This window comes from Aureimonas ureilytica DSM 18598 = NBRC 106430 (genome assembly GCF_000382705.1).
Taxonomy (GTDB): domain Bacteria; phylum Pseudomonadota; class Alphaproteobacteria; order Rhizobiales; family Rhizobiaceae; genus Aureimonas; species Aureimonas ureilytica.
Genome location: NZ_ARQE01000004.1, coordinates 1 through 18,890 on the forward strand (window position 1 = coordinate 1; position 18,890 = coordinate 18,890).

17 protein-coding genes, 3 tRNA genes and 1 pseudogene are annotated in these 18,890 nt (G+C 67.2%); 12 read left to right on the top strand and 9 right to left on the bottom strand.

Going from position 1 to position 18,890, the window contains the following annotated elements; translation table 11 throughout:
- The 4 genes from tuf to B146_RS0109985 form a co-directional block, all read right to left on the bottom strand.
- Positions 1-1,041, bottom strand: a 1,041-nt coding sequence (gene tuf / locus B146_RS0109970; RefSeq protein ID WP_019996292.1) for an elongation factor Tu, incomplete at its 3' end; no start/stop codon positions are given.
- 191 nt (positions 1,042-1,232) lie between these two features.
- Positions 1,233-1,679 (bottom strand): DUF2383 domain-containing protein, encoded by a 447-nt coding sequence (locus tag B146_RS0109975; protein ID WP_019996293.1) that lies wholly within the window; start codon positions 1,677-1,679, stop codon positions 1,233-1,235.
- 140 nt (positions 1,680-1,819) lie between these two features.
- Positions 1,820-1,893 (bottom strand) — tRNA-Gly (locus B146_RS0109980).
- 28 nt (positions 1,894-1,921) lie between these two features.
- Positions 1,922-2,006 (bottom strand) — tRNA-Tyr (locus B146_RS0109985).
- 235 nt (positions 2,007-2,241) lie between these two features.
- Between B146_RS0109985 and B146_RS0109990 the strand changes: the two genes are divergently transcribed.
- Positions 2,242-3,114, top strand: coding sequence for a TrmH family RNA methyltransferase (locus B146_RS0109990; protein WP_019996294.1), 873 nt, complete (start codon positions 2,242-2,244; stop codon positions 3,112-3,114).
- Positions 3,115-3,121: 7 nt separating this feature from the next.
- Here B146_RS0109990 and B146_RS0109995 read toward each other — a convergent pair whose 3' ends face one another.
- Positions 3,122-3,313 (bottom strand): hypothetical protein, encoded by a 192-nt coding sequence (locus tag B146_RS0109995; RefSeq protein WP_019996295.1) that lies wholly within the window; start codon positions 3,311-3,313, stop codon positions 3,122-3,124.
- A 177-nt stretch (positions 3,314-3,490) separates the two neighbouring features.
- Between B146_RS0109995 and B146_RS0110000 the strand changes: the two genes are divergently transcribed.
- Together B146_RS0110000 and B146_RS25645 are read left to right on the top strand one after the other, a co-directional pair.
- Positions 3,491-4,030 (top strand): TRAP transporter small permease subunit, encoded by a 540-nt coding sequence (locus B146_RS0110000; RefSeq protein ID WP_019996296.1) that lies wholly within the window; start codon positions 3,491-3,493, stop codon positions 4,028-4,030.
- 24 nt (positions 4,031-4,054) lie between these two features.
- Positions 4,055-5,641 carry a TRAP transporter large permease gene (locus B146_RS25645; RefSeq protein ID WP_081630960.1) on the top strand — a complete coding sequence of 529 codons (1,587 nt, stop codon included), beginning with the start codon at positions 4,055-4,057 and terminating at the stop codon, positions 5,639-5,641.
- Positions 5,642-5,699: 58 nt separating this feature from the next.
- On the opposite strand, the gene B146_RS0110010 is transcribed toward B146_RS25645, so the two are convergent.
- The gene (locus B146_RS0110010; RefSeq protein ID WP_051091545.1) at positions 5,700-6,770 is read right to left on the bottom strand and encodes a TRAP transporter substrate-binding protein; all 1,071 of its coding nucleotides are present in this window, start codon (positions 6,768-6,770) and stop codon (positions 5,700-5,702) included.
- A gap of 136 nt (positions 6,771-6,906) precedes the next feature.
- The gene (locus B146_RS0110015) at positions 6,907-8,001 is read right to left on the bottom strand and encodes a TRAP transporter substrate-binding protein (RefSeq protein ID WP_019996299.1); all 1,095 of its coding nucleotides are present in this window, start codon (positions 7,999-8,001) and stop codon (positions 6,907-6,909) included.
- 196 nt (positions 8,002-8,197) lie between these two features.
- On the opposite strand from B146_RS0110015, the gene B146_RS0110020 reads away from it, so the two are divergent.
- The 5 genes from B146_RS0110020 to modC all read left to right on the top strand — a co-directional run bounded on the left by B146_RS0110020 (position 8,198) and on the right by modC (position 11,758).
- Positions 8,198-8,273 (top strand) — tRNA-Thr (locus tag B146_RS0110020).
- A gap of 235 nt (positions 8,274-8,508) precedes the next feature.
- Entirely contained in the window at positions 8,509-8,937 is a 429-nt protein-coding gene (locus B146_RS0110025; protein ID WP_155897448.1) for a flagellar basal body-associated FliL family protein, read from the top strand.
- Positions 8,938-9,127: 190 nt separating this feature from the next.
- The gene (modA, locus tag B146_RS0110030; RefSeq protein ID WP_026358497.1) at positions 9,128-9,925 is read left to right on the top strand and encodes a molybdate ABC transporter substrate-binding protein; all 798 of its coding nucleotides are present in this window, start codon (positions 9,128-9,130) and stop codon (positions 9,923-9,925) included.
- Positions 9,926-9,956: 31 nt separating this feature from the next.
- Positions 9,957-10,661 carry a molybdate ABC transporter permease subunit gene (modB, locus tag B146_RS0110035; RefSeq protein WP_019996302.1) on the top strand — a complete coding sequence of 235 codons (705 nt, stop codon included), beginning with the start codon at positions 9,957-9,959 and terminating at the stop codon, positions 10,659-10,661.
- Positions 10,658-11,758: a molybdenum ABC transporter ATP-binding protein gene (gene modC / locus B146_RS0110040; protein ID WP_019996303.1), complete on the top strand. Its 1,101-nt coding sequence runs from the start codon at positions 10,658-10,660 to the stop codon at positions 11,756-11,758. The genes modB and modC overlap by 4 nt, the downstream gene beginning before the upstream one ends.
- On the opposite strand, the gene B146_RS0110045 is transcribed toward modC, so the two are convergent.
- Together B146_RS0110045 and B146_RS0110050 are read right to left on the bottom strand one after the other, a co-directional pair.
- On the bottom strand, positions 11,745-12,296 hold the full coding sequence (locus B146_RS0110045; protein WP_155897449.1) for a hypothetical protein: 552 nt from the start codon (positions 12,294-12,296) through the stop codon (positions 11,745-11,747). The two genes, modC and B146_RS0110045, sit on opposite strands and share 14 nt — an antisense overlap.
- A complete protein-coding gene (locus tag B146_RS0110050; RefSeq protein ID WP_019996305.1) occupies positions 12,293-14,440 on the bottom strand; it encodes a glycoside hydrolase family 3 N-terminal domain-containing protein in 2,148 nt (715 codons plus the stop codon). Before B146_RS0110050 ends, B146_RS0110045 begins: the two co-directional genes overlap by 4 nt.
- Positions 14,441-14,676: 236 nt before the next feature.
- On the opposite strand from B146_RS0110050, the gene B146_RS0110055 reads away from it, so the two are divergent.
- From B146_RS0110055 to B146_RS0110070, 4 genes and pseudogenes are all read left to right on the top strand, one after another.
- Entirely contained in the window at positions 14,677-15,492 is an 816-nt protein-coding gene (locus B146_RS0110055) for a transglutaminase-like domain-containing protein (RefSeq protein WP_019996306.1), read from the top strand.
- A gap of 128 nt (positions 15,493-15,620) precedes the next feature.
- Positions 15,621-15,839 (top strand): annotated as a pseudogene (locus B146_RS25650) (DUF2171 domain-containing protein); the annotation flags it as partial.
- A gap of 83 nt (positions 15,840-15,922) precedes the next feature.
- Positions 15,923-17,068 carry an SMP-30/gluconolactonase/LRE family protein gene (locus B146_RS0110065; protein WP_019996308.1) on the top strand — a complete coding sequence of 382 codons (1,146 nt, stop codon included), beginning with the start codon at positions 15,923-15,925 and terminating at the stop codon, positions 17,066-17,068.
- Between the two features lie 184 nt (positions 17,069-17,252).
- On the top strand, positions 17,253-18,875 hold the full coding sequence (locus B146_RS0110070) for a peptide chain release factor 3 (protein ID WP_019996309.1): 1,623 nt from the start codon (positions 17,253-17,255) through the stop codon (positions 18,873-18,875).
- The last annotated feature ends 15 nt before the right edge of the window (positions 18,876-18,890 follow it).

An 18,890-nucleotide genomic window follows, 5' to 3' on the forward strand; every position in this document is an offset into this window, starting at 1 on the left:
CATCTCGGTGCCCTCGGGCAGCGTGACGACGCCCGTCACGTCCGTCGTGCGGAAGTAGAACTGCGGGCGGTAGTTCGTGAAGAACGGCGTGTGACGGCCGCCCTCTTCCTTGGTCAGGATGTAGGCCTCGGCCATGAAGCGCGTGTGCGGCTTCACCGAACCCGGCTTGCACAGAACCTGNCCGCGCTCCACGCCCTCGCGGTCCACGCCGCGAACCAGCGCGCCGATGTTGTCGCCCGCCTGGCCCTGGTCCAGAAGCTTGCGGAACATCTCGACGCCCGTCACCGTCGTCTTCTTGGTGTCGCGGATGCCGACGATCTCGACTTCCTCGCCCACCTTCACGATGCCGCGCTCGACGCGGCCGGTCACGACCGTGCCGCGGCCCGAGATCGAGAACACGTCTTCGATCGGCATCAGGAACGGCAGGTTGATCGGACGCTCGGGCGTCGGGATGTAGGCGTCGACCTGCTTCATCAGCTCGCGAACCGCGTTCTCGCCGATCTCCTTGTTGGAGTCCTCGAGNGCGGCCAGCGCCGAGCCCTTCACGATCGGAACGTCGTCGCCCGGGAACTCGTAGCTCGACAGAAGCTCNCGCAGNTCCAGCTCGACCAGNTCCAGAAGCTCGGCGTCGTCGACCTGATCGACCTTGTTCAGGAACACCACCAGCGCCGGCACGCCGACCTGACGGGCCAGAAGGATGTGCTCGCGCGTCTGCGGCATCGGGCCGTCCGCCGCCGAGCACACCAGGATCGCGCCGTCCATCTGCGCCGCGCCCGTGATCATGTTCTTCACGTAGTCCGCATGGCCCGGGCAGTCCACGTGCGCGTAGTGACGGCTTTCCGTCTCGTACTCCACGTGCGCCGTCGAGATCGTGATCCCGCGCGCCTTCTCCTCCGGCGCCGCGTCGATCTGATCGTACGCACGGAACTCGCCAAAGTACTTCGTGATCGCAGCCGTCAGAGACGTCTTCCCATGGTCAACGTGACCAATCGTGCCGATGTTCACATGCGGCTTGTTGCGCTCAAATTTGCTCTTGGCCATGACTTTCTACCTTGCGGAGCCTGTGAGAACCGGGCCGCGACATAGCGAGTGCAATCGGGAAACACAAGCACCGGCCGAATCGCGGAACCGTCGTAAGGGTAAAAACTTCGTTGCGATCCGGACGCAAGATCGAAAAAAGGCCCGCCATGCGGCGGGCCTCGCGAGGGCGGGGTGGCGACAGGGCGCCGCGCCTAGCCTTCCGCAGCGGCGTCCATCCATTGCTTGTGCCGATCCTCGTCGGCATAGGCCTTGGCGAAATAAGCCCTCGCCTCGGCACTCGCCGCCTGGTTCTTCGAGGCCTGATCATAGGCCATCTTGGTCTCGATCTCGTTGGTGGACATGGCCTTCAGGACGGTCTTGTCGCCGACGAGACCGGCGAGGACCACCTTGCCCTTGGTCAGATATTCCTTGAGATCCCCTTCCTGCGGCGCTTCCACGCCGAGCGTCGTGGCCATGCGGGTGAGTTCCGCGACATGCGCCTCGTGATCGGCCTTGAAGGCGGCGATCTGATTCTTCGCGGCGACGTTCTCCAGGCGGTCGATCGTCGCCTGATAGGCGGCCAAGGCGTCATGCTCCAGAATCAGAAGATTCTGCACCAGTTTCTCGAACGTCGTTTCCGTTCCGACCGTCGTGACCATGAATGTCTCCTTTTCCGTTCGAGACAGAAAAAGAAACGCGCACTCTCCCGTTCCGCACGCTTTGCATAGCTGGGAAACCGACGCGGCGTCGCGCACGCGCCACGCGACAGGAATTATGGCATGGAAATCGGAGCAGAGATTGGAGCGGGTAGCGGGAATCGAACCCGCATATTCAGCTTGGAAGGCTGCTGCTCTACCACTGAGCTATACCCGCGCCGAACTGTTCCTTGAGCTTGAAGCGATGGTGGAGGGAGTTGGATTTGAACCAACGTAGGCTAAGCCAACGGATTTACAGTCCGTCCCCTTTAACCACTCGGGCATCCCTCCAGCTGCTTCAAGGTCCAGAAGCAGGAAGCGGCGGCTCACCGTCGCTTCGTGGGGGCCTTATGCAGCGGGTCGCCGCGCCTGTCAACACACCATCACAAACATCGCGCAGCATCCCCGATCAACCCGCGCAAAGGCCCGATCTGCTGGCGTTGGGAGCTGCGAAGTCGAGCCGCCGGGAACGCGAATCGTCGAAATGCCGCTATCTCTCCGCCCTGCCGATGCACTAGAAAGCGGCATGACCGACGATAAGAACCCGACCCACACCCCCAAGGACGCGCATTACGCCAAGCTGCGGCGCGCCCATCGCGATCGCGCCCGCGGCGGCCCGGCTCCCGCAGCCGATTCGCGCAAGAAGCCCCCGTCCCGGCCGGCCAAGCCCGGCCCGGCCGATCGCGTGCGCCTTTATGGCCTTCACACGGTGGAAGCCGCGCTCGCCAATCCGGAGCGCCGTCTCCACAAGCTCTTCGCCACGCGCAACGCGCTGAACCGGCTCGAGCTCGACGAGGCCGCGCTGCCCTGCCCCCTCGAACTCGTCGAGCCGCGCTTTCTCGATTCGGAGCTCGGCACCGACGCCGTCCACCAGGGCGTGATGCTGGAAGCCGATCCGTTGAGCGCCCGCCGCCTGTCGGATCTCGGGCAAAGCGATCTGATCCTCGTGCTCGACCAGGTGACCGATCCGCACAATGTCGGCGCGCTCCTGCGCTCGGCGGTCGCCTTCGGCGCGGGCGCCGTGGTGACGACGAGCCGTCATTCGCCGCAGGAATCGGGCGTCCTCGCCAAGTCGGCCTCCGGCGCGCTCGAACTCATTCCCTATGTGCAGATCACCAATCTCGCCGATGCGCTGGGCGAGATCGCCGAACTCGGCTTCCAGACGATCGGTCTCGATTCGGAAGGCGAGGGCGAACTCGAGCCCTCCTTCGCGGGCGAGCGGATCGCCCTGGTGCTCGGGTCGGAAGGCAAGGGCCTGCGCCAGAAGACGCGCGAAACCGTGTCGGTGCTGGCGCGCCTCGAAATGCCCGGCGCCATCCGCTCGCTGAACGTCTCCAACGCGGCGGCCGTCGCGCTCTATGCGGCGCGCCGCTTCATGGGCGCCAAGCGCGCGGGCTGATACGATCTCACCGGCCGGCCCGCTCGCGCGCCGCCCGGTAGACCTGCTCGATCGACGCGAAGGCCGGCGCACCGCCGGCCTTTCGCGTTTCCCCGCCGCGCGCTTCCAGACGCTCGAGCACGAGGCGCTCGAAGAACAGGCGCCGCTCCAGCGTCTCCACCAGCCTGCGTTGGCGCTCGATCCGTTTTTCCAGACTCATCTCACATCCGTGTCAGATCGGCGCTTTTCCCCGCCCGGCCGCTCCCGCGCGCTTCGCCCGTAGGAAAAAGGCTGGCATTGTCCAGTGCTTATGTCATAGGCGAGAGACGAGCGCAGCGAGGCAGACGCGCCAGTCGCCTTGTCCGCCATCTCGCCACTCGCGTCGTTGGGGGAGACGATGAACGCATTTCTGGCCGTCAGTCGCGGTATCGACCGCTTGTCCGCGGGCTTCGCCGTCATCGCGGATTATCTCGTTCTCATCGCGGTTCTGGTGAGCGCCGGCAACGCCCTCCTGCGCTACACGCTGAACATGAGCTCCAACGGATTGCTCGAAATCCAGTGGTACATGTTCGCGGGGATCGTGCTCCTCGGCGCGTCCTACACCCTGCGCATGAACGAGCATGTGCGCGTCGATCTCATCTATTCCATGCTGTCGACGCGCGGCCGGCTCCTGGTCGATATTTTCGGCTTCGTGGTGCTGTTCCTGCCCGTCATCGGCTTCCTGTTCTGGCTGACCTTCCCGTTCTTCTGGCAGTCCTTCACCACGGGCGAAGCCTCGATGAACGCGGGCGGCCTCATTCTCTGGCCGGCCAAGCTCACCTTGCCGCTCGGCTTCGGGCTCCTGTTCCTGCAGGGCCTGTCGGAACTCATCAAGCGCGTGGCCGCCTTGAACGGGCTCCTGACGCTCGAGACCAAATACGAAAAGCCGCTTCAGTAATCCGGCGTCCGGGGGGACTTCTCGATGTTCGAATACGGTCCGATGCCGCCGATGATGTTCGGCGCCATGATTCTCTTTCTGCTGCTCGGCTTTCCGGTGGCCTTCACGCTTGCCGCCGTCGGCATGGTGTTCGGCGTGCTCGGCATCGTCTTCGAGCATTTCAGCCCGTCGCTCCTGAACGCGCTGCCCTTGCGCTTCTACGGCACGATCTCGAACGACCTTCTGCTCGCGATCCCCTTCTTCACCTTCATGGGCGCGATCCTGGAGCGCTGCGGCCTCGCGGAAGACCTTCTCGAGGGCTCCGGCCAGCTCTTCGGACCGATCCCCGGCGGCCTCGCCTATGCGGTGGTGATCGTCGGCGCGGTGCTCGGCGCCATCACCGGCACGGTGGCGGCCTCCGTCATCGCCATGGGCGTCGTCTCGCTGCCCGTCATGATGCGCTACGGCTACGACATGCGGCTCGCCACCGGCGTCATCGCCGCGTCCGGCACGATCACGCAGGTCATTCCGCCTTCGCTCGTCCTCATCATCCTCGCCGACCAGCTCGGTCGCTCGGTGGGCGACATGTATGCCGGCGCGATCGGCCCCTCGCTTCTCCAGATCGCGCTATTCCTCGCCTTCATCTTCGTGGTCTCCAAGCTGCAGCCGCACCGCATGCCGCCGCTGCCGCCGGAGGCTCGCACCAAGACCGGCCGCGAACTCCTCTGGCAGGTCGCCAAGGGCATGGTGCCTTCGCTGGCGCTGATCTTCCTCGTGCTCGGCACGATGTTCATGGGTCTCGCCACGCCGACGGAAGCGGGCGCCATGGGCTCGGTCGGCGCGATCTTCCTCGCCGCCCTCCACCGCCGCCTGTCCTGGTCGCTGACGCGTCAGGCCATGGCCATGACCATGCGCCTCACCGCCATGGTGGTGTTCATCCTGATCGGCTCCACCGTGTTCAGCCTCGTCTTCCAGGGCATGGATGGCGGGCACTGGATCCAGTACCTCCTGTCCCACATCCCGGGCGGGGTCGTGGGCTTCCTGATCTTCGTCAACATCTTCATCTTCTTCGTGGCGTTCTTTCTCGACTTCTTCGAGATCGCCTTCATCATCGTCCCGCTGCTGGCGCCCGTCGCCAACTCGCTGGGCATCGATCTCGTCTGGTTCGGCGTGCTCCTCTGCGTGAACATGCAGACGGCCTTCATGCACCCGCCCTTCGGCTTCGCGCTCTTCTACCTGCGCGGCATCGCGCCGCCGAACGTGAAGACCTCGGACATCTATCTCGGCGCCATTCCCTGGCTCGGGCTCCAGCTCGTCCTCGTGCTGGTGCTGATCCTCTGGCCGCAATCGGTGACCTACTTCATCAAGAAGGAAGCCGTGGTCGATCCGAGCACGATCCAGCTGAACATCCCGATGCCGGGAATGCCGGCCCCGGGCGGCGCTCCCGCTCCTGGCGCCGCGCCGAGCTTCGGCGCTCCCGCCGCGCCCTCGTTCGGCCAGCCGGCCGCGCCGAGCTTCGGAGCCCCGGCCCCGAGCTTCGGGGGAGCGGCGGCCCCGGTGCCCTCCTTCGGGCAGCCCGCCACGCCCGCTCCGGCCCCCGCGCCGAGCTTCGGGGCTCCGGCCCAGCAGTGAACGCAAAAAAGCCGGCGGTTTCCCGCCGGCTTTTTCTTTTGCCCTCGGCGTACCTGCCTTACTTGCCGGCCGCCTGCTGCGAATAGACATAGGTGTCGTAGGAATATTCCGCGACGCGGAACCACTCGAAGACCTGGCTGCGGAAGGTCGTCCACGGATCGTAGATCGCCTTCCACTTCGGATTGCTTTCCGACAGCGAGGCGTAGAGCTTCATCGCCGAATCGTAGGACGCGTCGAGAATGTCGCGCGGCAGCGGGCGAAGCTGCACGCCCTTGCCGACCAGCGAGCGGATCGCCTGCATGTTCTTGGCGTCGTAGAGCGCCATCATGTTGACGTTGACGGCTTTGGCCGCCGTGTCGAGCGCGGCCTTGTAGGCCGGCGGCAGTTCCTCGTACTTCGCCTTGTTGAAGAGGAAATGCAGCGTCAGCCCGCCTTCCCAGAAGGCCGGGTAATAGTAGTAGGGCGCGACCTGATAGAAGCCGAGCTTCTCGTCGTCATAGGGCCCGATCCACTCCGTCGCGTCGATCGTGCCGCGCTCCAGCGCGGGATAGATGTCGCCGCCGGCCAGCTGCTGCGGCACGACGCCGAGCGGCTCCAGAACCCGGCCGGCGAGACCCGCGATGCGCATCTTGAGACCGTTGAGATCGGCCACCGAATTGATCTCGCGCCGGAACCAGCCGCCCATCTGAACGCCCGTGTTGCCGCCCGGCATGGCCTTCACGTTGTAATCGGCGAGGAACGTGTCGAAGAGCTCGTTGCCGCCGCCATGGTAGAGCCAGGCGTTCTGCTGGCGCGCGTTCAGTCCGAACGGGATCGTGGCGCCGATCGCGAAGGTCGGGTCCTTGCCGACATAATAATAGCAGGCCGTGTGCGCCGCCTCGACCGTTCCGCCCTGCACGGCGTCGAGCGCCTGAAGGCCCGGCACGAGTTCGCCGGCCGGAAACACGTCGATCTTGAAGCGGCCTTCCGTGATGTCGGACACCGCCTTCGACAGAACCTGGGCGCCGCCGAAAATCGTATCGAGCGTGTTCGGAAAGCTCGACGTCAGGCGCCAGCGAATCTCGGGCGTGCCCTGCGCCAGCGCGGGTGCCGCGAGCGTCGAACCGGCCGCAACGGCGCCGCCGGCCATGCCTGCCTGAAGAATGAATTTGCGACGATCCACGTCGATTCCTCCCTGACCGCCCCTCCCCCGGGGCACGGCATTCTGGGAGGAGAGATGCGCCGCGCGCAAGACGCGCGGCGCTCCTCACGAAAGCGTGAGGCTCTTACTTGCCGGCCGCCTGCTGCGAGTAGACATAGGTGTCGTTGGTGTATTCCGCGACGCGGAACCACTCGTAGATCTGCGTGCGGAACTGGCTCCAGGGATCGTACATCGCCTTCCACTTCGGGTTGGTCGCGTCAAGCTTGGCATAGAGCTGCTGGGACGATTCGTAGGCCGCGTCCAAGACGTCGCGCGGCAGCGGGCGAAGCTGCACGCCCTTGCCGACCAGCGAGCGGATCGCGCGCATGTTCTTCACGTCGTAATCGGCGAGCATGCGCGTGTTGCAGAGCGTCGAGGCCGCTTCGAGCGCCGCGCGATAGCTGGCGGGCAGCTCCTCGGTCTTGGCCTTGTTGAAGATGTAGTGGACGGTCGGGCCGGCTTCCCAGAACGCGGGATAATAGTAGTAGGGCGCGACCTGATAGAAGCCGAGCTTCTCGTCGTCATAGGGGCCGACGAACTCGGTCGCGTCCAGCGTGCCGCGCTCCAGCGCCGGATAGACGTCGCCGCCGGCGAGCTGCTGCGCCACGACGCCGAGCGGCGCCAGCACCTGGCCGGCAATGCCGGCGATGCGCATCTTGAGGCCCTGCAGATCGGCCAGCGAGTTGATTTCCTTGCGGAACCAGCCGCCCATCTGGGTGCCCGTGTTGCCGCCGGGATGGGCGACGACGCCGTAGTCCGACAGGAAGCTGTTGATCGCCTCGTTGCCGCCGCCATTGTAGAGCCAGGCGTTCTGCTGGCGGGCGTTGAGGCCGAAGGGAATGGCCGATCCGATGGCGAAGGTCGGGTCCTTGCCGACGTAATAGTAGAGAACGGAATGGGCCGCCTCGACCGTTCCGCCCTGCACGGCGTCGAGCGCCTGAAGGCCGGGCACGAGTTCGCCGGCCGGGAACACGTCGATCTTGAACTTGCCGTCCGTCAGGTCCGACACGGTCTTGGAGAACAGCTGCGAGGAGCCGAACAGCGTGTCGAGCGTGTTGGGAAAGCTCGACGTCATGCGCCAGCGCAACTCGGGCGCGGTCTGCGCGAGCGCGGGCGCGGCGAGCGTCAGGCTCGCGCCGGCCGACAGGCCCGCCCCTTGGATGAAACGACGACGATCCATGAAATTCCCCCCAGAAGGCCGCCCCTTGTCGGGCGTCGGCTCGGTGCGATGATGCGAATGCGGGACGGGGAATGCAAGGCAGGCGAAAGGATCGCGCCTCCCCAGCCTCGCCCTCCCGACGCTCCCTACACGAACTTGCCGAAAATCAAAATTTAAAGGTGCGGTCGTCGCTCGGCCATGATAAGCAGCGCCCCGTGCCGGCTTAGCTCAGCTGGTAGAGCACCTGATTTGTAATCAGGGGGTCGCGGGTTCGAGCCCTGCAGCCGGCACCACTCTTCCCACATCCTTCTGACGGACCGCTTCGCCGCTTTCGCGCGAGCGCATGACGGGCACGATCGCTGCAATTTGTCGTAAATTGCGCGGCGCTCGCTCGGGTTCGGTTCACCATTGCGTAAGACACCGCGCCGCCGGCGGGCGATGCGGCGAAGTTTAACGAGTTTTTCCATCCGTCCTCCACGGCGGCAAACCCATTCTCGGCCCATGTTCGATCCGCTGAGGACGCAGACCATGGCCAAGAAGCAAAAAGCCCAGAAGACACCGAAGACCGCGTCCGGCGAGGACACGCCGCCCGCGCGCGGCCTGTCGCGCAAGGTAAAGCTCTTGGCGGGCGGCGCGCTCACCTTCGCGCTCGTCTCCGTGGCGGGGGGCGGCTATCTCCTCGCCAAGACACCTCCGGAAACCGCCGAGGCGGAACACGCCGCTCCCGCCATTCCGGTTCCCATGCCGGTCGCGAGCGTCGCCCCTTCCACCCAGGCCGGCGACTATCAGATCGTCTCGATCTTCGGGGACGAGGCGATCCTCGCCACGCACAACAATCTGGTGCGCCTCAAGGTCGGCTCCACCGTGCCGGGTCTCGGCACCGTGAAGCAGATCGAGGTCGGTGCCAATGGTGGCGGCGCGGTGATCGGCACCGACGCGACGCTGCGCAGTCTCTGACGCGACACGTTCTCTCCCTCCCGAAAGGCCGGCCGACCAAGCCGGCCTTTCGCGCGTTCGGAGCAGTCCCGACGGCGGGATCGCCTCCACGCGGCAAAGGCGCGTCGCGATATTTGACAGCCCGCTCTTCCCCATCGCCTCGACCCGTTATATCCATCTGGACATATCGGCTTTCGAGGGGTGAACGCGCATGTCGAACCGCAGATCATGGTTGAAGGGCATCGCCGCCCTGTTCGTCGTTGCGACGCTTGGCCTCGGCTCGCCCGCCGTGGCGCAGGAGCCGGCGCCGGTGGTCTTCGCGGCCGCCAGCCTGAAGACGGCGCTGGACGCGGTGAACGCCGCCTGGACCGCTCAAGGTCACTCCTCGGCCACCCTCTCCTATGCGGCGAGTTCCGCCCTCGCCCGCCAGATCGAATCCGGCGCGCCGGCCGATCTCTTCGCCTCGGCCGATCTCGACTGGATGGACTATCTCGCCGAGCGCAAGCTGATCCGCGCGGACAGCCGCGTCGCGCTTCTCGGCAACGAACTGGTTCTCGTCGCGCCCGCCAGTTCCACCGCGAATGCCGAGATCGCGCCCGGCTTTCCGCTCGCCGCGCTCCTGAACGGCGGCAAGCTCGCCATGGCGAATGTCGATTCCGTGCCGGCCGGCAAATACGGCAAGAGCGCGTTGGAGGCGCTCGGCCTGTGGGACGCGGTTCGCGCCGACGTGGCGCAGGCGGAAAACGTGCGCGCCGCGCTGCGGCTCGTGTCGCGCGGCGAAGCGCCGCTCGGCATCGTCTACAAGACCGACGCGGTGTCCGACCCGAGCGTGCACATCGTCGGCACCTTCCCGGCCGATACGCATGCCCCGATCGTCTATCCGTTCGCGCTGACCAAGGACGCGACCTCGCCCTCGGCCGATGCCTTCCTCGCCTTCCTGAAGGGCAGTGAGGCCGCCGCGCTGTTCCGCGCGCAGGGCTTCACCGTCCTCGCGCCGAACAAACCTTGATGTTCCCAGCACTTGGGCCGAGGGTCGATCGTTGAACGAAACATTCGGCTTTGGGCCGGAGGAATGGACGGCCGTGCGGCTCAGCCTGCAGGTCGCGAGCGTCGCGACCCTGGCGAGCCTGCCGTTCGGCCTGCTCGTTGCCTGGTTGCTCGCGCGGGTCCGCTTTCCCGGCAAGACGATCCTGAACGGGATCGTGCATCTGCCACTCGTCCTGCCCCCGGTCGTGACCGGCTATCTGCTGCTCATCCTGTTCGGCCGGCGCGGCCCGCTCGGCGAGTTCTTCGAAGCCTGGTTCGGGCTCGTCTTCTCGTTTCGCTGGACCGGCGCGGCGCTGGCCTCCGCCATCATGGGCTTTCCGCTGATGGTGCGCGCCATGCGCCTGTCGCTGGAAAGCGTCGATCGGCGGCTGGAGGATGCCGGCGCGACGCTCGGCGCGAGCCCCGTCTTCGTGTTCCTGACCGTGACCCTGCCGCTTGTCGCGCCCGGCATTCTCGCCGGCCTGATCCTCGCCTTCGCCAAGGCCATGGGCGAGTTCGGCGCGACGATCACCTTCGTGTCCAACATTCCCGGCGAAACGCAGACGCTGCCGGCCGCGATCTACACGCTGACGCAGGTGCCGGGCGGCGACGGCGCGGCCTTGCGGCTGACCGCCCTGTCCGTCGCCCTGTCCATGGCCGCGCTCGTCGCCTCCGAATGGCTGGCGACGCGGCTCAACCGCCGGGTCGCGCCGGCATGAGCCTCGATCTTTCCGTTCAGCAGCGGCTCGGCGTCTTCACGCTCGACGTGGCGTTTCAGGCGGGCGCAGGCCTCACCGCCCTGTTCGGACGCTCGGGCTCGGGCAAGACCTCGCTGGTCAATCTCGTGGCCGGTTTGGCAAAGCCCGACGCGGGGCGAATCGCCATCGACGGACGCGTTCTCTGCGACACGCAGGCCCGGTGTTTCGTGCCGCCGCATCGCCGCCGGATCGGCTATGTCTTTCAGGATGCACGCCTGTTCCCGCATCTCACCGTGCGTCAGAATCTCCTGTTCGGACACTGGTTCGCGCCGCGCGCCGAGCGGCGGGTCGATTTCGGGGGCGTGGTGGAGCTCCTCGGCCTTGCCCCCCTTCTCTCGCGGCGGCCGACGCATCTCTCGGGCGGCGAGAAGCAGCGGGTCGCGATCGGCCGCGCGCTTCTGGCGAGCCCGCGCCTTCTTCTGATGGACGAACCGCTCGCCGCGCTGGACGACCAGCGAAAGGGCGAGATCATCCCCTTCATCGAGCGTCTGCGGGACGAGGCGGGCGTGCCGATCCTTTATGTCAGCCATTCCGTCAGCGAGGTGCGCCGGCTCGCCTCGCATCTCGTCATGCTGGCGGAGGGCCGCGTCGTCGCCGATGGGCCGGCTCAGGCGATCATGGATCGGCTCGATCTCTTTCCCCTCGCCGCCGACCACGAGCCCGGACGCGAGATCGACGGCAGGGTCCTGTCGCACGATGCGCCTCACGGACTGACGGCCGTGGCACTGGCGGGCTCCACCTTCCATCTGCCGGGGATCGTCGGCCCGGTCGGCGGGGCCGTGCGGCTGCGCGTGCGGGCGCGCGACGTGATGATCGCAACGCGCGAGCCCGTGGGTCTCAGCGCGCTCAACATCGCCAAGGGCCGGATCATCGCGATGGAATTCCCGGATGCGACGGGCGCCGACCTCCTGCTCGACTGCGCGGGCGACCGGCTTCTCGCCCGCATCACGCGCCGCTCGGCGGAGGAGTTGGGGCTTCGGATGGGTCAGGAGGTCTTCGCCATCGTGAAGAGCGTCTCCTTCCGCCGTGTCGAGGGAGATGCCGTCAGGCCAGAATGAGGCGGGTGCTCGGCGCCAGCGCCGCTTCGAAGCGCGTGCGCTCCGCTTCGCTCAAGGCGTCGACGCCGCGAAGCGCGACCACCACCGTCTCCCGCTCCGGGACGAGAGGCAGAAGCGCGCCGAGCCGTTCGAGAAGCCGCGCGACGGAGAGCGGGCGAACAGGCGGCGGAGCGTTGATCTCTGCGGTCAGCGGATCGGCGAGAAGAGCCGCGATCCGCCCGGCCGGCAGGGCGGCGAGCGCCGCCGGCGACACGAGCGCGCCGTGAAAGCCGATGGGCCGATAGCCATCGGCCACGAGGAGATCGATCCCTTGGGGCGAGCGCCCTTCGCGGATGAGCAACGGCGCGGCCCGCGCCAGCACGGCCGGCACGCCGAAGAGACCTTTCGCATCGAGGGTCAGAACCAGACGCGGCAGCGGCGCGGCGACCGCGATACGCACGCCGCCGATCAGGCCCGCGCCGGCAATCGCCATCGCGCCTTTCAGGACCGTGCGCCGCGTCGGACATGCTGCCCGATCGGATCGCCTTTCCGCCATCATGCGCCTCCTTCCTCGATATGGACGACCTGCCGCAGCAATCGCGTGCGATCGGCCGAGGGGCCAACAAGGATTTCGTAGTCGCCGGGCTCGACGGAGGACGTCAAGTCCGGGCCGGGAAAGGCGAGCGCCGAGACCGGCAGGGTCAGAACGCCGCGCGCCCGCTCGCCGGGCTCCAGACCCATGCGCAAGAACCCTTTCAGTTCGAGAAGCGGGCGCGCGACGCGCGACACGGGCTTGCGCACGAAGAGAAACACGGTCTCCTCCGCCGCGTGCACGCCTTCGTTCGCAAGCTCGACCGAAACGCTGATCGCATCGTCCCGCCTTGGGCGCGAGGGTTCGACCGAGAGGGAGGCGTAGCGCACGTGCCCATAGGTCAGCCCATGGCCGAAGGCGAAGAGCGGCGTCGTCGGCAGGTCGATATATTTGCTCGTGTAATGGCCGTCCGAGGCCGGGCGGCCGGAGGGGCGCTCGCCGAAGAAGATCGGCACCTGCCCGACCGAGCGCGGCCAGGTGAGCGGCAGGCGGCCGGATGGCGCGGCGCGGCCGGTCAGAAGATCGGCGAGCGCATGACCCGCTTCGCTGCCGAGGAACCAGGTCGCCAGCACGGCGTCCGCCCGCTCGAAGAGCCAGGGAACCGCGAGCGGCCGGCCGGAGGAAAGGACGACGACGGTCGGCCGACCGAGCGCGAGAACGGCGCGGGCGAAATTGGCCTGATCGCCCGGCAGGTCGAGCCCGGTGCGGCTCGCCGCCTCGCCGCTCATGTCGCGCGCTTCGCCGATCGCGAGGATCACGAGATCGGCCGCGCGGGCAAGTTCCAGCGCCGCGTCCGGGCCGCCCTCCTCCGCCTCGTCCACGCCGACGCCGCGTGCATAGCCGATGTCGCAGTCCGGCCGTGCCTCGCGCAGGCCCCGAAGGAACGTGACGCTGTCCCGCGCTTCGCCCGCGCCCGACCAGCTTCCCATCATGTCGGTCGGCGCGTCCCCGAGCGGGCCGACCATGGCGATCCGCAAGGGGTTTGCAGCGATCGGCAATATGTCGTTCCGGTTGCTGAGGAGCACGGCGGAGCGCCTGGCCGCCTCGCGCGCCAGCGGGCGATGCTCGGCGAGAAGCGGCGCGGCGCCTTGATCACGCAAGCCCCGCATCGGATCGTCGAACAGGCCGAGCCGCTCCTTCAGTTGCAGGACGCGGCGCACGCTCGTCTCGATCTCGGCGAGCGTCACGAGCCCGCGCGAGAGCGCGTCGGGCAGGCCCCGCTCATAGGCGCCGCTCATCATGTCCACATCGACGCCGGCCCGCAGCGCCAGCGCGGCGGCTTCCGCGAGATCCGTCGCGACGCCATGGGCGACGAGTTCGGCCACCGCATTGTAGTCGCTGATCACGACGCCCTCGAAGCCCGCCTCGCGGCGCAGCCAGCTGGTCAGGAGCGGCCCGTTCGCCGTCATCGGCACGCCCGACAGGTCGGAAAAAGCCGGCATGACGGCCGCGCAGCCGGCCGCGATCGCAGCCTGGAAGGGGGGCAGATAGGTCTCGCGCAGCGTGCGCTCGCTCATGTCGGTGGACGCATAGTCGCGGCCCGCCGCCGCCGCGCCATAGCCGACGAAATGCTTCACAGTCGCCGCGACGGTGGACGGATCATCGAGAGCGTCGCCCTGGAAGCCCCGCACCTTGGCCGCGCCGAACAGCGCGTGGACGAACGGGTCCTCGCCCGGCCCTTCCACCACGCGGCCCCAGCGTGGGTCGCGCGAGACGTCGAGCATCGGCGCGAAGGTCAGGGCGACTCCGTCCGCCGCCGCCTCGCGCGCGCTGGCGCGCGCCGTCGCCTCCCACAAAGCGGGGTCGAAGGCGGCGGCCTCGCCCAGGGGCACGGGAAACACCGTGCGATGCCCGTGGACCACGTCGAAGCCGAGGATCAACGGGATCTTCAGGCGCGACTCCTCGATGGCGACGCGCTGGATGTCGCGCACGGAGGACGGGCCGAAGACGTTGAGAAGGCTTCCCGCTCGCCCCTCGCGCACGGCGCCGGTGGCGTCGCCGCCGATGATCGGGCCGGTCACGGAAAAGCCGGCGGCGAGCATGTTGAGCTGGCCGATCTTCTCGGCCAGCGTCATTTCAGACAAGAGCGCGTCGATACGCGAACCGGACATGCGGCGTCTCCGGGTTGGACGGTCGCCATGGATCATGGCTTCGACGGCTGTTTCAACCGGCGCTGCGACGAGAATGAGGCCGGCCGGCCCCCGATCGCAACGACGTGGTCCGCCGGAAACCGCAGCATCGCGCCCTTTGCACAACATGCGTGCAAAATTTCCGGGAGACCGGAACCTGTGCAGTGCGGTAGGATTCCACGAGATCGGCGGCGTTCGCCTGAGATCGGAGGGAATCGATGCGCATCAGAGCAGGCTTCACGCTGGGATATGAATGCGCGCAGCCGACGCCCATGCTCCTGATGCTGGACGTTCACCCCTCGCGTCAGCGCGACCTCGTCACCGAGCAGGTGCTGCGTTTCGATCGGGACGTGCAGGCACGCTCCTATACGGACGGGTTCGGCAATCGCTGCACCCGCATCCTCGCCCCTCCCGGCACGGTGCATGTCTCCACTCGCTTCGAGATCCGGGATTCGGGCGCGCCCGACACGGTGAACTGGAACGCGATCCAGCATGAGGTGCAGGATCTGCCGGACGACGTGCTCGTCTACCTCCTCGGAAGCCGCTATTGCGACACGGATCGGCTGGCGAGCTTCGCCTGGAGCCAGTTCGGCCACACGGCGCCGGGCTGGGGCCGGGTGCAGGCGATCTGCGACTATGTCCACAATCACATCGCCTTCAACTACCAGAACGCCGACTCGACCCGCTCCGCCCATGGCGGCTGGACCGACCGGACGGGCGTGTGCCGTGACTTCGCCCATCTCGCCGTCACGCTCTGCCGCTGCATGAACGTTCCGGCGCGCTACTGCACCGGCTATCTCGGCGATATCGGCGTCCCGCCCTCCGCCTCCCCGATGGATTTCAGCGCCTGGTTCGAGGCCTATCTCGGCGGCCGCTGGTACACGTTCGACGCCCGCCACAATTTCCCACGCATCGGCCGCATCCTCATGGCGACGGGCCGGGACGCGACCGATGTGGCTCTTTCCACCAATTTCGGGCAGGCGCTCCTCAAGCATTTCGAGGTCGAGACCTGGGAAGTCGCGGACGCGATGTGACGGCGCCCGGCGGCGAAAGTCCGTAGCCGGCTCTCAGCACCGGAACGGCGGCTCGGCCCCGAGATTGAGCTTCGAACGGCGCCTCTGACGGGCGCTTCTTTCCAGGCTCGAACGGGACGGATCGCCGGATGGATCACACGCAAATTCGCGAACATATGGAAGTCGTCGGCTCGGACGGCGCGCATGTGGGAACGGTGGATCGCCTCGACGGCGCCCGCCTGAAGCTCACCCGCACCGACCCGGCGGCCGGCGGCGAGCATCATTTCATTCACGTCGATTCGGTCGCCTCGGTCGAGGGTGACCGGGTCCGGCTCAACCGCACGGGCGCGGAGGCTCGCGACGAATGGGGCATCGAGGCGGTCGGCGCCGTGCCCGGCGCGGATGACGAGGACGAACACGGCGCCGAGCCCGGCTCCGCGAAGGTCGGCCCATGAGCGCGCCCGCCCGCTCCAACCGGCGTCTCGCCCTCGCGCTTCTCTCGGCGACGCTCCTGTCCACGCCTGTCGTTGCCGTCGCGCAGACCGCGCCCGCCCCCAAGCTCGAAAAGCTCGCGGACTTTCAGCATCAGGTGACGGGCGTCACCGTCGCGGAGGACGGCCGCGTCTTCGTCAACTTCCCGCGCTGGACCGAGGATTCGCCGGTTTCCGTCGCCGAGCTCACCAAGGCGGGCACGCTGAAGCCCTATCCGAGCGAGGACTGGAACAGCTGGCGCAACGCCAGGAAGGACGAGATGGCCCCCGCCGCGCACTGGGTCTGCGTTCAGAGCGTCGTCGCCGACGGGCGCGGCCATGTCTGGGTGCTCGACGCCGCCGCGCCGGCGCAGTCGCTTCTCGTGCCGGGCGGGGCGAAGCTCGTGCGCATCGACCTCGCCACGAACGAGATCGGTCAGACCATCGCCTTCGACGAGAAAGCCGCGCCGCAAGGCTCCTATCTCAACGACGTGCGCTTCTCGGCGGATGGACGCCACGCCTTCATCACGGATTCGGGCGCCAGGGGCGCGCTTCTGGTGGTGGACCTCGAAAGCGGCAAGGCACAGCGCGTTCTCGACGGCCATCCCTCGACGCAGGTCGAGAAGGGCCTCGTCGTGGAAGCCGATGGCAAGCCGCTGCGCCGGCCGGACGGGCGCGGTGTCGAGTTCTCGGCCGACGGCATCGCCCTGTCGAAGGACGGCGCGCATCTCTACTGGCAGGCGATCAAGGGCAAGACGCTCTACCGCATCCCGACGGACACGCTGATCGATGCGGGTCTGCGCGGAGAGGACGTGTCCGGCGCCGTCGAGCCCTTCGGCGAGAACGGCGTGGCGGACGGGCTCCTGATCGGGCGCGACAGCGGCATGATGTATGTCACGGCGCCGCAGGACGACGCGGTGAAGCGGCGCGACCTTGCCGCCGGCCCGTCGGGCAAGCCGGAGATCCTGGTAAAGGACGAGCGCCTGCGCTGGCCCGACACGTTCAGCGAAGCGCCGGATGGTTCGATCTACGTGACGACCTCGCGCATTCAGGACTCGGCCTTCTTCAAGCCCGACGCCCCGGCCAGCCTGCCGACGCAGCTCTGGCGCATCAGCTTCGGCGAGTAGCCGCAACGCATGAATGAGAAAGGGCCGGCGCTTTGCCGGCCTTTTTCGTTCCGATCGAGCGCAGGGCGAGAGACCCCCAAATCCGCAGCCGACTTGCGGCGAAGCCGCGCAAACGGCATGGAGACGGCAGGAATGTTTGTCGCCGCGCCGAGTTCGCGGCCTTGAGACCGAAAAAGGCTTCATCATGAGCGCCGCAACGGACATGACGCAGGCTGCGTCCGCCGTGCCGACCGGCTATGCCGCCCGTCGCACCTTCGCCATCATCTCCCACCCGGACGCCGGCAAGACGACGCTGACGGAAAAGCTGCTGCTCGCCGGCGGCGCCATCAACATGGCGGGCGCCGTCAAGGCACGCGGCGAAAACCGCCGCGCCCGCTCCGACTGGATGGAGATCGAGCAGTCGCGCGGCATCTCCGTCACCTCCTCGGTCATGACCTTCGAGCGCGAGGGCATCACCTTCAACCTCCTGGACACGCCCGGCCACTCGGACTTCTCGGAAGACACCTACCGCACGCTGACCGCCGTCGACAGCGCGATCATGGTGGTGGACGCGGCCAAGGGCATCGAGTCCCAGACGCGCAAGCTCTTCGAGATCTGCCGCCTGCGCGACATTCCCATCATCACCTTCGTCAACAAGGTGGACCGTGAGGGCCGCAGCCCGTTCGAGGTGCTGGACGAGATCGAGGAGGCGCTGGCGCTCACCGTCTCGCCGCAGGTCTGGCCGGTCGGCATGGGCACCGATTTCCAGGGCTGCTACGACTTCGCCCATGACGAGTTCATCTATTCCAAGGCCCGCGCCAACGGCCCCTGCGACAGCCTGAAGAAGGTCGAAGGGCTGGACGACCCGGCCTTCACCTCCATGGTCGCGCCCCATGTCATGGAGCGTTTCGCGGAAGAAGCGGAGCTGGCGCGCGAGGGCTATGCGAGCTTCGACGCCGAGGCCTACCGTCAGGGCCACCTGACGCCCGTCGTCTTCGGCAGCGCGCTGCGCGACTTCTCGGTGGACCAGCTCCTGCGCATCGTCGCGCGCTATGCCCCGCCGCCGCGCCCGCAGCCTTCCGACAAGGGTCCGGTCGCGCCGACGAGCGACGAGGTTTCGGCCTTCGTGTTCAAGGTTCAGGCCAATATGGACCCGAACCACCGCGACCGCGTCGCCTTCGTCCGCTTCTGCTCGGGCCATTTCAAGCGCGGCATGAAGCTGAACCATGTGCGCTCGGGCAAGCCGCTCGCCGTCAACAATCCGATCTACTTCTTCGCGCAGGAGCGCGCCTTGACCGAAGAAGCCTTCGCAGGCGACGTGATCGGTATTCCCAACCACGGCACCTTGCGCGTCGGCGACACGCTGACGGAAGGCGCGTCCTTCCGCTTCACGGGCCTGCCCTCCTTCGCGCCCGAGGTCATGCGCCGCGTGCGCCTCGAAGACACGATGCGCATGAAGCAGCTTCGCCGCGCGCTGGAGGACCTCGCCGAGGAAGGTCTGGTGCAGGTCTTCAAACCGATGTTCGGCTCGAACTGGATCGTCGGCGTCGTCGGCCCGCTGCAGCTCGACGTTCTCGCCTCGCGCATCCGGGGCGAATACAAGACCGATATCGGCTTCGAGAGCGTGCCCTACGCCACCGCCCGATGGATTTCGTCCGCCGACGAGCGCAAGCTCAAGGACTTCATCAAGGACAATTCGATGAGCATCGCGCTCGATCGCGACGAGCGGCCGGTCTTCCTGCCGAAAAGCGACTGGGAGCTGCGCTATGCCCGCGAGCGCAACCCGGACATCGCCTTCGACGAGACGCGCGAGCTGGTCTCGGTCTGATCGAGACCGGAGCCG